Raw genomic sequence first — 14,170 nt, 5'->3', positions numbered from 1 at the left:
CCCGACCCCGCTGTCGATCGTCACACCCGACGTGCCGCCCACATAGTTCGTCGTGCCCCCCGTCGTCGTCACGATCGGCGTTTGATCCGTATCCGTCACCGTCACCGTGCGCGTGGCGGTACTCGTATTGGTCAAACTATCAACCGCCGTAAAGGTCACGGTGCGCGGCACATTGCTCGGCGTCACCGCCGTGTTCTCGAACGTCACCGATTGCAGCGCGCTCTGCCATTGCGTGAGCGTGGCCGATGCGCCGGTCAGCGTCAGCACGCCCGTCGCCGAGCTGTACGAGCCCGTGATGCTTCCCGTGTTCGTGAACTGCAGTTGGTCGTGACTACTATCGAAGTTGCCCGTGATCGCGACCGTCACCGATGAAAGCGTACCGGTAGCGGCATCGGTCAGCGTCAAGCCGGAGTCCACGGCGACCGGCGTCGACGTCACGTTGTCACCCGCCACGAACGCGGCCGAGCCCGAATCCGTCGTCAACTGAAGGGGATTCACGACATCGACGGTGTCGGTCGCCGCCGCGCTCGTCTGCGTGCCGTCATTCGTCGTGAACGAAATCGTCCGGTTGCCGTAGGTCGTGCTCGTGCTCGAGAACTTCACCGCGCTCAATGCTGCGGCCCACTGCGCCTTGGTGGCTAGCGCGCTAGCGGAAGTCAGCGACAAAACGCCTGTTGCCGAGTTGTACGATTGAATGGCGATGTTGCCCATCGTCGAGCTGTTGGCCGTGAAACTAAGCGTGTCTCCGCTCTGAAAACCCGCGCTGATCGAGACGGTACCCGATGCTTGCGTCGTGTTGTCCAGATCGGTGACCGTGACCCCGCTGTCGATCGTGACGGCAGAGGTGCCGTCGGCGTAGCTCGTCGTGCCGCCCGTCGTATGCACGATTGGCGTTTGATCGGTATCCGCGACGGTGACCGTCCGCGTCACGGTATTGCTCGGCGTAAACCCGTCGCTCGTCAGCTCGAAGCTGACGGTGCGCATCGCGGTATTCGGCGTCACTGCGGTATCGGTATACGTGACCGCGCTCAGCGCAGCCTGCCATTGCGTGATCGACGCCGTACCGTTTAATGTGAGGACGCCCGAGCTCGGGTTGTACGAGCCGTTGGCGATATTGCCGTACGTCGTCGAATTGTTATTGATGAAGGCAAGCTGGTCCTCGCCGGCTTGAAAGTTGCCCGTGATCGTAACGGTGGCGCTCGTGGCCGTGGCCGAATTGCCGTCGGTCAGCGTGATGCCCGGATCGACCACGACGGGTGTCGACGCCGCGTTGTCGGCGGCCGTGAACGACGCGGTGCCGCCGCTTGCCGTGAGCGTCGGCGGCGACGTCGGATCGAGATAGGTGAAGTTGTCCAGCGTGGGCGAAAGGTACGTGCCGTTTCCGCTATTTTCTATGAACTTGATGCTCTTGACCTGCGAGAACGCCGCAAGACTGGTTAAATTGACGTGGAATAGCGAGGTGCCGCTCGAGTGACCCGCATCGTAGGTGTTGGTGCTGGCACCGTCGTTCAAATTCAAGTCGATGCTTCCGAGCACTTGTCCGGACGAGCCGATCGCCTGGACCGTCACGTCGTTGCTCAAGAAAATATCGATGTCGAAACTCTGCACGGCCATCAACGACCCGTCCGCCCGTGAGACTGTCATCGTGGACATCGCGGTGCCCTGCGTGTTGACGACCAATTCGCCACCCGTCGCACTGTTGGGAAGCGACCCAGAGACGACCTGATACTCGACCGGCTGATCGCCCGTATAGGTCAGGCCGTCGAGCGTCGTCGAAGAAACGCCGGTCCCGCCGGTGTCGAATCCAACGTGGCTGTCGTAGTTTTCGTCGATGAGCGCTAGCGTGTAGTCGTAGCTCTTCTCCGCCGCAGCAGAGAAAATGACGTTCGTGTGCACATTGCCGACGTCGTACTCGAGCGTCCAATCCCCCCCGAGCGAGGCAGCGCCCGTGATATCGGTCGACGCGGCCACGTTCAATCCCGTGATCGATGCGATTTGCTGCACGAGCGCCTTGCCGTCCGCGTTCTCGGCCACGTCGCAGCCGTAAATCAGGAAATCGCCGCCCGGCTTCATCGCCGCGCCGATCTGCGCGAGCTGCGCGCTGTACGTCGACAAATCCGCTTCGTTGATCCACGTGCTGCCGATCTCGAAGTCGCCGTCGGCCCCGTGCGAAACAAGATGAATCGCGCTGACGCCCGGGTGCTGCTGCAGATACTGCTCCATCTGCGAGAGGCCATCCTTCGTCGAATCGAGGATGACGACCTGCGTGCCCTGCGGCACCCCTGCGATGAGCGCTTGGTAATCGGTGACGTTCGAATTGACGAAGACGACTTGCTTGTCAGCCGACGTGACCGCCAAGTCGGTGTAGCCGTGCACGGCGCGCATCGTGGACGTGTCACCCGCGCCAATGCCTGTTGAAGACTGCGCCGTCATGTAGCCGTGCACTGCGCGCTGCGACGCAGCCGCGTCCGAAGAACTCACGGAGAAAGCCGCCGATCTCCCCGCCGACGCCGCAGAGTTGGACACCGCCGCCGGCGTCGCCGCATCGTGCGCCTCCGCGCTCGCGTGATGATGCTGCGCCGCGACAGCGGCCGCCATGCCGATGGAAGCGGCCGACGCATCGTAGACGATGCGCGGCTCGAGCGCGACGATCAGCGGCGCGGGCACGGCGGCGTATTGCGTGCGACCGCTCGTTTCGGATGCGCGCATCGCGGCGAAAAGCTTCGAGAGGCTGGCGGCGAGTTTCATGGCTTCAAATCCTCAAAAGCGTGCCGCTCCCGCGGCACGCAGTCCTTCATTACCCACGCGACGGGAAGACACCTTGCAGCGCGATGCAAAAGTTGATGCCGATGTAAGGATTGCGCAGCGCGATGGGGATGTTGTTCCCCACCAAGCTGTTCGTGATCGTCGGCGCAGTGCCCTGCAGCGTCACGTTGAACGGCTTCAGCGTGGTCGCGCCGTCTGTCGCGGTGCTGTAGAGCTGGCCCTGGCGATCGCTGACGCTGACCGGCCCCAGCACCGCGGTCGTTCCCGGAGCCGCGGTTTGGGTCCCCGATGCCGTGCTCGTCGTTGCCGGAATCGAGATTTGTCCCGTCACGGCACCGCCGCCCGTCACCGCCGCCACGTGCGTATGCGACGGCATGTTCGCGATCGTCAGCGAAACGTTTTCGATCCCGCCCTGCTCGCCGATGCTGATGTTCGAAAGCCCCAGCCCCTGGCCCATACCCACGGGGCTGCGGCTTTGCAGGTTCGGCAATTGAAAATTCGAGACGCCGTCACCGCCGTAAAACGTGCCCAGCAGCGAAAACAACGCCGTGTTCTGCTGGATGGAAATCGTTTGGCCCTGGCATAGCGCCCAGCTATAGGGCGCAAAGTTGAAGCCGAACATGCGAATTTCACCGAGATACGGATCACTCATTTAACGCCTCCTGTCGAGATTCGAGATTCAAGATTTCGCGATGTCTGGATTTCGAAGTCTTGAGATTTATCGAAGAAATACCCTACGCAACGTCCCGCGAACCGGCGGCATTGCCCGGCTCATCAGCACGACAGTGCACGACGACAGTCAGCGTCGATCGCCCGTCCTCGGTGGGCCTGGTCGGCGTCGCGAGCAGATCCCACGCTCGGCCGGACGGCGAGCCGATGCGATAGACGTCCTGCGGCGCGAACACGCCCGCCGGCAACTCGAAGGTGGCCGAGTAGCAGGCGAAACTGTCACTCATGGGGATGCCCGAGGGCGCGTCCATGAGGAGCGCCTCGACGGCCGCACTGTTCGATGCGACCAACGTAAAGCTTTGCCCGATGGAGTCGAGCAGCTCCGCATGTGAAGGAATGGACGACAAACAAGCCCCCGGTCGTTATCTGTGTGTCTATGACTGCTTATCGAGGCCGGCACGGCCGGCCCTGGTTTTTCGTTTCACTGCCTTTCACTGCGTGTTCGAGCCGCCGTCGAGCGCGAGCCCTTCCACGGGCTGCACACGCTCATCGGCAAATGGCATGGCGGGTCGCCGCATCTGGTGATACACCCCGTTCTCGCCCACCGTCTCGAACCCGAGCATGCGATAAAGCGCTTGCACGGGGTTGTTCATCTCTACGTACAACACCGCGGGCATCGCCTTGTCCGCCGCGCGCGCCACGAAATCGCGCACGAGCCGCGTCCCGATCCCCGCCCCGCGATGAGCAGGCAGGAGCGCGATGTCGATCAAGCGCGCCTCGCTGCCATGCCAGTAGTGATAAAAGCGCCCGATCGCCGTTTCGCCCAGCATCACCACATCGAAGCGGCCATGCGGGTAGTGCCGGCGGTAATACATGTCTTGCATGGAAAACTGTTCGGCCAGCAGCGCCGCAACGCGCTCAGGGCCCCACCCCAACCGCGCGAATTCTTCCGCGCGCGTACTTTCGAATACACGGAACAAGAAGTCGCGATCGTCTTCGCGAGCCGATCGCAGATAAAGCCGAGCGTCGGCCAGCGCGGTGCCTCGCTGTCCCGAATCTCCATGGTCGTCGGCCCCGTCGGCCCTCTGAGATCTCATTTCTTTCCGAAGAGAAGTCGACGGACAAGAGATTTAATCTGTCGTCCGGGTCGTGAACGTCAACACAACTTTAGTTAACGGCATTTTCGGTCTGGATATTAATCTAGAGAAACGTCACTAGCAATCGCGCCGCACCGGCGCCCCCTACGGGGATACCCGGATCGACTGAGAACTTGGCGGAATAAGCCTGACGGAGAAACGGCGACCGATCAAGGCCGCCGCTCGAGCCGCGCGGAAGATAAATTTTTCTCGCGAAACACCGTGGATATCAGATTTTCGATACGCGCAAACGTTAGCGCGACATTCTCTCTAATCGCAGGCCGACACTCGATTCAAACATCGCGCGTAATAATACGTAATAATTCGGTCGAAATTACTGCTTTATCGACGATGCGACGTTTCCCGAATCCGACGTTTCCTGAATCGTCGACGAGGTCGACCGAGCGCGTCTTGCCGCCCGACTTCGCTACGGCCTGAATATCCGCCTTGACCGATGCCGGCAGATTTACGTCAGGCGCAGCGAGCACGAGCGCCCCGCCAGGCAGTTCTCACCAAAACGCCGATATGCCCGCCATGCCGTGCGCGCCATGCGTACGCGCCGTCGCCGCGAGTTCACGCGTCATCCCGCCGAGGGCGAAGACCGGTATCGAGACCATCGCCGCGAGCGATTCGAATTGCGCCCATCCGAGCGTCGGCTCGCCCGGATGGCTCGTCGTCGGCAACACAGGAGACAGCGTGACGAAATCGACGCCGATGCGCTGCGCATGCAGCAGTTGCTCGGGCGAGTGACATGCCGCGGAAAGCAGCTTCGATTGCCGCGGAGGCCGGGTATTCGTTTGCATGAGACGCGCGCTCGGCAAGTGAAGGCCGTCGGCATCGCCCTCATCCCAGCCGTCGAGCGGCCCGTTGAGTACGACTCGAGCACCGTGGCGATGACAAACCGCGCAGACCTCGCTTGCGAGCCGCAGGTAGGCAGGCATGTCGAGCGTCTTCGCGCGCAGCTGAACGAGCGCGATGCCGCTCGCAACGGCATGGCTCAAGCGATCGAGGAACAGATCGACACCTGCCGCGCGAGGCGGCTCAGGTGTGATCAAGAGCAAATCGGGAAGGGTCGAATCGGGCGGCATACGCCGACGCTATCAAAAGACGCGCGCCGCGTACACCTCCCGCGAGCGCGCCCATCGATTCATTGCGTCTTTGGTCCGTTCGCGCCGCCGAAGGAAGCCCCACGCGCTGGGACCTTATCGATCGAGTGCTCGATCGACGTCAAATCCGCATTGCCCACGCGTTCATTACTGGCGCGTCGGGTAAACGCCTTGCAGCGCGATGCAGAAGTTGATACCCAGGAAAGGATTACGCAGCGCGATGGGGGTGTTGTTCCCCACCAAGCTGTTCGTGATCGCCGGCGCGGTGCCCTGCAGCGTCACGTTGAACGGCTTCAGCGTGGTCGCGCCGTCTGTCGCGGTGCTGTAAAGCTGGCCCTGGCGATCGCTGACGCTGACCGGCCCCAGCACCGCGGTCGTTCCCGGAGCCGCGGTTTGGGTCCCCGATGCCGTGCTCGTCGTTGCCGGAATCGAGATTTGTCCCGTCACGGCGCCGCCGCCCGTCACCGACGCCACGTGCGTATGCGACGGCATGTTTTGGGTCGTCAGCGAGACGTTTTCGACCCCGCCCTGCTCGCCGATGCTGATGTTCGAAAGCCCCAGCCCCTGGCCCATACCCACGGGGCTGCGGCCTTGCAGGTTCGGCAAATTGAAATTCGATGAGCCGTTGCCGCCGTAAATCGTGCCCAACAGCACAAACAAAGCCTGGTTCTGCACGATGTTGACCACTTGGCCGTTGCACTGCGCCCAGCCGTAGGGCGCATAGTTGAACCCCATCATGCGAATTTCACCGATATACGGGTCACTCATTTAAAGCCTCCTGTCGAGATTTCTTGATTTCGAAGTTTTGAGATTTTTTGAAGAAATGCCCTACTTAGCGTCCCGCGAACCAGCGGCATCGCCCAGTTCATCGGCACGACAATGCACCACGACAGTCAGCGTCGAACGCCCGTCTTCGGTAGGCCTCGTCGGCGTCGCGAGCAGATCCCACGCTCGGCCGGACGGCGAGCCGATACGATAGACGTCCTGCGGCGTGAACACGCCCGCGGGCAACTCGAAAGTGGCCGAGTAGCAGACGAAACTGTCATCCATGGGAATGCCGGAGGGCGCCTGCACGAGAAGCGCCTCGACGGCCGCACCGTTCGGTGCGACGAAGGTAAAACGTTGCCCGACTGCTTCGAGCAACTCCGCGTGAGATGGAATAGACGACAAGCACGCCCCCGAGTCGTTTTCTGCGTGTCTATGACTGCGTATCGCGGCCGGCACAGCCGGCCATGGTCTCTTGTTTCACTGCTTTTCACTGCCTGTTCGAGCCGCTCACCCCACGGCAAGCAGCCAACGCGGGCGCATCGGCCCCCGTCGACCATCTGAGATCTCACCTCTTTCCAAGGAGGGGCGGACCGCCATGGTGCTTGGTCTATCGCGCGGCTCGCGAACTTCCACAACGGCGTTAGCGGCAGTTTCGGTCTGGATATTAATCTAGAGAATCAGCACTAGCAAACGCATCGCAACCGCGGCCCTACGTGGCCCCCTCGATCGGCTACGCGTTTGACAGAACGCGCCCAAAAAGCAAAACGGCGACCGATCAAGGCCGCCGTTCGAATCGCTCGCCGCGTAAACCGTCCCGACCATTAGCGCGGCTCCGACGTGGACGGGGCATTCGCGCTCGGGCAGGCCGCATCTTTGCCCCAGTGATCGGAGCAGACACGCCAGCGGCAGAGCTGCGCTTCGAAGAAATTAGACTTGTCGCATTGCTTGATTTGCGCCGCCAGGCTCACGGGACGCGCCTTAGCGGGCGACGCCTTGCTGGCACTGGCCGACTTCGGCGCATGCGGGTCATAAGGCTCGGTGCGGGCGACGAGTGCCGCCAGCAAATCGGCATCGGGGTCGTCATGCCTGACGGCCCCCTTCCCATGCCTGCGCTCGGCGGCCAGCTTTTCCGCGCGACGGCTCTTCGCGGTTTCGCGTTCCGTGCGCGCGACGGCCGGTTTGCCCGCGGCGGGTTTTCCATTCGAAACCGAGGCCGCGCTCGAAGCCGCCGCAACACCCACCGTGGAAGCCCCCTTATCCGTCGACGGCACCGCACCGTTCGCGAGGGCGCTCGAAAGCGGATCCATAGCGGCACCGCCAGGTGAAGACGCCGACGTATTGTCGGCCACGATGACGGCGGCCTGCGGCGCCGATGCCACGCCTTGTGCCACGCGCACCGAGGCGACGGCCCCGCTCGCGTTCACGACCGTCGCGGCACTCGCCCCGGCCACGGACTGCGCTTTGCCGTCTTTGCCGTTACCGGCTGCGGCCACCACGGCCGGATGCCCGCCGTCGAGCGTGCGCTGCCATTGCCACACACCGGCGGCTGCCAGGCCCGCCACAACCAGCGCGGCCACGGCTAGCGGTTTTTTCGAACGGCGAGGACGCGGCGCCTGCTGCGCCGACACGCGCCCTTCCAGGCTCGCGAGAATGCGGGAACTGTTGTCGGGAGCACCGGGAGCCGTCTCGGACAGCAGGCTCGGCCGCCCTTTCGATGTGGTTTCCGGTGCACTCATTCAGTAGTATCTCGTTGAATCGTTGTTTAATTCGCCGTGATAATAGGAATCCGGCCTCCCATGGCAAGCAGGCCAGATTCTAAGAGCAAGCATTACAAAATACAATTCATTTCCCCCGGGGCCTATCTTGATTGCCGTCGCACTCGCCGCTTATTTCGCCGTCGCCGTTACCATCGCGGCATTGTTCTTATTGCCTGCAGCCCGCGGCGCACTGGTCTCGGCCGCCCTCGCATTACAACGCCGCATGTCGCGCCGGACATCGCGTGGGATCTCACATCTTCGAAATGGAATCGATAAATCAGTAAGAATTTCTCATACCGCTTTAGGTGATACGAAAAAAATACTGATTCGGCGACGCTTGCTGATTTTGATTACGGCAGGTATCCTTGCCGCGCCTCCATTGATTGCAATTGCTTTGCGCGGCCGCCAATTGTTTCAGTTTGATGGCGACACGCGTGTACCGGACGAGAAAATCGCAGCGTTGCTCAATGGCGAGCAGCTCGTTCCGCCGCCGCCGTTGCCGCCCGAAGTCTTTGCGACCAAGGAAGTGGAACAAGTCCGTCCGGCACTGCGCGACGCCAGCCGCGATTGGAATTTGCTTGATGCCGATTTCAGAACTCGCCTATTGCTCGTCTACAAGATCATGCACGAGCAGTACGGGTATGACTTGGTGCTTTTGGAAGGTTATCGGAGCCCGGAGCGACAAAACCGGCTCGCGCAGCTGGGGGGCGTGACCAATGCAGCCGCATATCAAAGCTATCACCAATACGGGCTTGCCGCCGACAACGCGTTTTTACGCGACGGCAAGGTCGTCATTTCAGAAAAAGATCCCTACGCCATGCGCGGCTATGAGCTGTACGGGCAAACGGCCGAGCAAGTTGGGCTGGTATGGGGCGGGCGATGGAAATTGAGAGATTACGGACACGTTGAATATCACAAGCCCGGTTTCGTCCTAGGACGCAGCAAGCCAGTAGTTCCGCTCCCCGGGCAATAGGCGAATCGAATCGCCCTATACCGCACGCAATGCCTTGCGCTGTTCACCGTTCAGCGCCGGGCCATTCGTCGAGATCAGATCAAGACTTAGAACGTTAAGTTAAGGCCTTATGCAACGCTTTCTCAACGCGCTGACCAGCAAACGCACGATGACCGTCCTTGGGGTGGTCGTCATCGCAGCCTTCCTGTTCGGCATCGCCCTCTGGTACGACCTTCCGCTCCTATGGCCCACCGTGGCGGTGGCGGCCCTGCTCGCACTGATTCTGATCGTCTGGCTCTGGCGGCGCATCGCGGCGCGGCGGGCCAGCAGCAAGCTCGGCGAGATGCTCGAGCAGCAGGCCGAGACGGGCAAGGCGCCGCAGCCGAGCGGCGCCAAGCAGCCCGATCTGGACGTCCTGCGCACGCGGCTCGCCGAGGCGGTGCGCACGATCAAAACGTCGAAGATCGGCCAGGCGTCCGGAGGCTCGGCGCTCTACGAGCTGCCCTGGTACATCGTCATCGGCAATCCGGCGGCGGGCAAGAGCAGCGCGGTGCTGAATTCCGGCCTTCAATTTCCTTTCGCCGAAAAGAGCGACGCGATCGTCCACGGCATCGGCGGCACGCGCAACTGCGACTGGTTCTTCACGACCGAAGGCATCTTGCTCGATACGGCCGGGCGCTATTCGGTCCATGAGGAAGATCGCACCGAGTGGATCGGCTTTCTGAATCTGCTCAAGCGGTACCGGCCCAAGGCGCCGATCAACGGCATCATCGTGACGGCCAGCATCGCCGAACTCACGAGCAGCCGGCCCGACGCCACGATCAACCTCGCGCGCAGCCTGCGCCAGCGCGTGCAGGAACTGACCGAAAAGCTCGAAGTGTTCGCGCCCGTCTACGTGATGTTCACGAAGGCCGACCTGATCACGGGCTTCGCCGAGTTCTTCAGCGGCGGCGAGCGTCACGAATACGATCGCGTCTGGGGCGCCACCCTGCCCTACGAACGAGACGAGAAACGCGACGTGGTCGCCCTGTTCGACGAGCGCTTCGAGGAACTCTACGAAGGGCTGAAGGAGATCAGCGTCGCACAGATGTCGATCAACCGCGGCGGCCTGCTCTCGCCGGGGCAGCTGAGCTTTCCGCTCGAATTCCTGGCGATCAAGCCGGCGCTGCGCGTCTTCCTCGCCACGCTGTTCGAGAGCAATCCGTTCCAATACAAGCCGATCATGCGCGGCTTCTATTTCACGAGCGCGCTGCAGGAGGGCCAAACGAGCAGCGCCGCGGCCGAACGCATAGGCACGCGCTTCGGCCTCGCCGTCGACAACCTGCCCCAGCCGCAAGCCGCGTCGTCCAAGAACGGCTTCTTCCTGCGCGATCTGTTCTCGAAGGTCATCTTCGCCGACCGCCAAACCGTCCGCCAATTCGCGAGCCCCGCGAAAACGCGCCTGCGCTACGGCACGTTCTTCGCGTTCGTAGCCGTGCTCGCGCTCGCGCTGGGCGGCTGGACTTGGTCGACGATCGGCAACGAGCAGCTCGCGTCGAACGTCCAGGCCGATCTCGACAACATCGTGCGGCTGCAGCAAAACCGCAACGATCTCCAATCGCGCCTGCAGGCGATGGACATCCTCGAGGATCGCATCGAGCAGCTCGAGCAGTTCAAGCGCAACCGGCCGCTGTCCGTCTCGCTCGGGCTGTATCAGGGCGACCGGATGGAGCAGCGCCTGCTGGCCGAGTACTACCGCGGTGTGAAGCAGCTGATGCTGGACCCGGTCTCGCAGAACCTCGTGTCGTTCCTGAAGGAAGTGAACACGCATCCGGACCAGCTCGCGCCGCTCACGCACCCGCCCGAATCCGGCGCGACGCCCGTGTCGGCGCATGCCAGCCCGATGACCGCGACCACGCAAGGCGGCCTGTACAGCGACGCGTCTCCGACGAACGTGGAAGACGCCTACAACGCGCTGAAGACCTACCTGATGCTGTCGGACAAGCGCCACGTCGAAGCCGCGCATCTGACCGATCAGCTCGCGCGCTTCTGGCGCGGCTGGCTCGAGACCAATCGCGGCAACATGTCCCGCGACGAGATGATCCGCAGCGCCGAACGCATGATCACGTTCTACCTCTCGCGCGTGTCCGACGACGATTGGCCGATGATCGACGCCAATCTGTCGCTGATCGATCAGACGCGCGAGAACCTGCGCCACGTCGTGCGCGGCATGCCCGCCCGCCAGCGCGTGTACGAAGAGATCAAGGCACGCGCCTCGACGCGCTACGCGCCGATGACAGTCGCACGCATCGTCGGCGAAAACAACGCGAACCTCGTCGGCGGCAGCTACGCGATTCCCGGCACGTTCACGCGCGAAGCATGGTTCGGCTACGTGAAGGGTGCGATCCGCGATGCCGCCACCAAGGAACTGCAGGCGAAGGACTGGGTGCTCGGCACCACGTCGCAGGACGATCTCACGCTCGAAGGCAGCCCCGAGCAGATCCAGAAGGCGCTCGTCGGCATGTACAAGACCGAGTACGCCCAGCATTGGCAGCGCTTCATGCAAGGCATCGCCGTGCGCGATTTCGGCAGCTTCGGACAAGCGGTCGATTCGATGAACCGCCTCGGCGATCCGCAAGACTCGCCGATCCGCAAGATCTTCGAGACCGCCTACGACCAAACGTCCTGGGACAACCCCACGCTCGCGTCGAGCCCGCTGCAAAAGGCACAAAACGGCGTCACGGGCTGGTTCAAGCGGCTGTTCGCGTCGAAGCAGCAGGCGGCACAGAACGCCGGTGTCGACGTCGACGTGAATCTCGACGGCTCCACGGGCGCGGGCCCGGTCGGCATCGCGTTCAGCGGCCTAGCCCGGATCGTCGCGAAGCAGGACAACGCATCGCTCCTGAACGGCTACATGGATTCGCTCTCCAAGGTCCGCACGCGCTTCAACATCCTGAAAAACCAGGGCGATCCGGGGCCGGGCGCGCGCGAGCTCATGCAGCAGACGCTCGACGGCAGCGGCTCCGAACTCGCCGATTCGTTGAAGTTCGTCGACGAACAGATGCTCACAGGCCTGAACGACGATCAACGCAAGGCGCTGCGTCCGCTGCTCGTGCGGCCGCTGATGCAGGCGTTCGCCGTCGTCGTCGAACCCGCCAGCAACGAGGTCAACAAGGTGTGGAACGCGCAGGTCTATCAGACGTTCCAATCGGCGCTCGCGAATAAATATCCGTTCTCGAGCGACGCCAAGGTCGAAGCCGGCGCGAGCGAAATCGCGCAAGTGTTCGGCCCCGACGGCGCGATCTCGAAGTTCGTCGGCACGACGCTCGGACCGCTCGCGGTGCGGCGCGGCGATACGCTCTCGCCGCGGACGTGGGGCGGGATGGGCATCGCGCTCTCGCCCGATTTCACGAGCGGCTTCGCGCGCTGGGTCGCCCCGCTTTCGGGTGCGGCGGCCGGCGGAGGCAGCGGCGGCGCGGCAACGGAGCCGCAGACGGTGTTCCAGATCCTGCCGCAGCCGGGCCAAGGCACGACCGAGTACACGATCGACATCGACGGTCAGCAGCTGCGCTATCGCAATACGCCGCCGCAATGGACGAACTTCGTCTGGCCGAATCCGCAGGGCTCGCCCGGCGCGACGCTGACGGCGACGTCGTTCGACGGCCGCACGATCCAGCTCGTCAACGAACCGGGCCGCTACGGGCTGGAAAAGCTGATCAACTCGGCCAAGCGCACGCGCAACGCCGACGGCACGTTCGCGCTGTCGTGGACGCAAGGCAGCGTGACGGTCGCACTGAGCATGAAGATCATCAGCACGTCCCAGCCGTCGAGCGGCGGCGGCAACAACGCGCCGCAGCAGGCGAGCCTGACCGGCGTGCGCCTGCCCGAATCGGTCGTCGACGTCGCGGCGGCGCGCGCGGCGGCGACGGCGGTCAGCGGCTCGTCGCCGGCCGCGCCCGGTGCGATCCCGGCCCCCGCGCAGTCGAACACCCCCTCCCCCTCGACCGCCGCCGCGGCGGTCTCGAACCCAGGAACAGGAGCCGCGCAATGACGCAATCCGTGCAGGCGCAACTCGCCTACTTCGGCAAGATTCCTTCGCGCGGGGACTTCGTCAAAAGCACGCACAACCCGCAGCTGCTCCAGACGCTCGACCGCTGGGTCGCGCAAGCAACGGAGCTGCTGGCCGAAGACCCACGCTGGAAAATCGTCTACGACAACGCGAAGCCGATGCACTTCGCGTTCCTCGGCTCGCAAAGCCGGCTCGCGATCGCGGGCCACATGATGACGAGCCACGACGTCTCCTCGCGCCGCTTCCCGCTGCTCGCCGCCACGGCGCTCGAGGTCGAGCGCCCCCTCGCCTTCCTCGCGCGCAGCCCCCTCGCGTTCGCGCGGCTGTGGTCCCGGGCCGCCACGCAGATGCGCACGCTCTACGACTGCCAGGAGCCGGCTGCCGCCCTGCAGGCGCTTGGCGACACGCAAGTGCCGATCGACGTCGGCGTCGCGACCTCGCACGAAGGCACGTTCGCCGATTTCGTCGAGCATCAGACGCTCGCCGGCCTCGAGCAAATGCTGCTCGCCAGCGGCCACCCTGTGCGGCTGCGCGGCGCGATGCTCGCGCTCGGCTCGCTGCTCAAGCCCGTCATGTTGAGCCATGCGCCGAATCTCGAGCGCGGGCTCACGCTGCCGCTGCCGAACGACACGTTCTATCGCAGCCTCGTCGCGACGTTCTGGCTCGAACTCATAGCGCCGTTCCTGGCTCAGGCCGATTTCGAAATCGCGATCTTCATCGGCACAATCGCCGAAAGAGAACGTCTCGTGATCGGCTTCAACGGCGCCTCGGCCAAGACGTTGCACAGCGTCATCGATCCCCAGGCTTACGCGGCGCACAACATCGACATCGACGATCCCGAATGGATCGACGACCACGCCCAGAACGAACATGGAATCAGCAAGCTCGTCAGCTATCTCGATCAACCGCAACTATCGCTGCGTCTCGCCGTCGATACGTTCCGCGAAGTGTTCGTCGGGGCGTGAGGC

The 14,170-nt window shown here is 63.3% G+C and carries 12 protein-coding genes; 3 read left to right on the top strand and 9 right to left on the bottom strand.

Annotated features, from left to right (window positions below; genetic code table 11):
• The 9 genes from DWV00_RS31070 to DWV00_RS31030 form a co-directional block, all read right to left on the bottom strand.
• Window positions 1–2,748: DUF4347 domain-containing protein (locus tag DWV00_RS31070; protein ID WP_115537449.1), on the bottom strand; the 2,748-nt coding region annotated here is incomplete at its 3' end.
• Window positions 2,749–2,797: 49 nt separating this feature from the next.
• Window positions 2,798–3,418, bottom strand: a complete 621-nt coding sequence (locus tag DWV00_RS31065) for a phage tail protein (protein ID WP_115537448.1) — start codon at window positions 3,416–3,418, stop codon at window positions 2,798–2,800.
• Window positions 3,419–3,500: 82 nt separating this feature from the next.
• Window positions 3,501–3,842 carry a DUF6916 family protein gene (locus DWV00_RS35155; protein WP_115537447.1) on the bottom strand — a complete coding sequence of 114 codons (342 nt, stop codon included), beginning with the start codon at window positions 3,840–3,842 and terminating at the stop codon, window positions 3,501–3,503.
• Window positions 3,843–3,926: 84 nt separating this feature from the next.
• Window positions 3,927–4,532: a GNAT family N-acetyltransferase gene (locus tag DWV00_RS31055; RefSeq protein ID WP_115537446.1), complete on the bottom strand. Its 606-nt coding sequence runs from the start codon at window positions 4,530–4,532 to the stop codon at window positions 3,927–3,929.
• 332 nt (window positions 4,533–4,864) lie between these two features.
• Window positions 4,865–5,059 carry a hypothetical protein gene (locus tag DWV00_RS31050; protein ID WP_115537445.1) on the bottom strand — a complete coding sequence of 65 codons (195 nt, stop codon included), beginning with the start codon at window positions 5,057–5,059 and terminating at the stop codon, window positions 4,865–4,867.
• Between the two features lie 21 nt (window positions 5,060–5,080).
• Window positions 5,081–5,659: a thiamine phosphate synthase gene (locus tag DWV00_RS31045; RefSeq protein WP_115537444.1), complete on the bottom strand. Its 579-nt coding sequence runs from the start codon at window positions 5,657–5,659 to the stop codon at window positions 5,081–5,083.
• Between the two features lie 165 nt (window positions 5,660–5,824).
• Complete coding sequence (locus DWV00_RS31040; protein WP_115537443.1) at window positions 5,825–6,445, bottom strand: phage tail protein; 621 nt, start codon at window positions 6,443–6,445, stop codon at window positions 5,825–5,827.
• Window positions 6,446–6,505: 60 nt separating this feature from the next.
• On the bottom strand, window positions 6,506–6,847 hold the full coding sequence (locus tag DWV00_RS31035) for a DUF6916 family protein (RefSeq protein ID WP_147298015.1): 342 nt from the start codon (window positions 6,845–6,847) through the stop codon (window positions 6,506–6,508).
• Between the two features lie 419 nt (window positions 6,848–7,266).
• A complete protein-coding gene (locus DWV00_RS31030) occupies window positions 7,267–8,181 on the bottom strand; it encodes a phage tail protein (RefSeq protein WP_115537441.1) in 915 nt (304 codons plus the stop codon).
• Between the two features lie 127 nt (window positions 8,182–8,308).
• Between DWV00_RS31030 and DWV00_RS31025 the strand changes: the two genes are divergently transcribed.
• From DWV00_RS31025 to tagF, 3 genes are all read left to right on the top strand, one after another.
• On the top strand, window positions 8,309–9,175 hold the full coding sequence (locus DWV00_RS31025) for a M15 family metallopeptidase (protein WP_115537440.1): 867 nt from the start codon (window positions 8,309–8,311) through the stop codon (window positions 9,173–9,175).
• Between the two features lie 109 nt (window positions 9,176–9,284).
• On the top strand, window positions 9,285–13,184 hold the full coding sequence (gene tssM, locus DWV00_RS31020; protein WP_115537439.1) for a type VI secretion system membrane subunit TssM: 3,900 nt from the start codon (window positions 9,285–9,287) through the stop codon (window positions 13,182–13,184).
• Window positions 13,181–14,167, top strand: a complete 987-nt coding sequence (tagF, locus tag DWV00_RS31015) for a type VI secretion system-associated protein TagF (RefSeq protein ID WP_115537438.1) — start codon at window positions 13,181–13,183, stop codon at window positions 14,165–14,167. Before tssM ends, tagF begins: the two co-directional genes overlap by 4 nt.
• The last annotated feature ends 3 nt before the right edge of the window (window positions 14,168–14,170 follow it).

Origin of the sequence: Trinickia dinghuensis (genome assembly GCF_003367175.1) — a bacterium.
Lineage (GTDB): Bacteria > Pseudomonadota > Gammaproteobacteria > Burkholderiales > Burkholderiaceae > Trinickia > Trinickia dinghuensis.
This window is presented reverse-complemented; position numbering and strand designations above follow the sequence as displayed.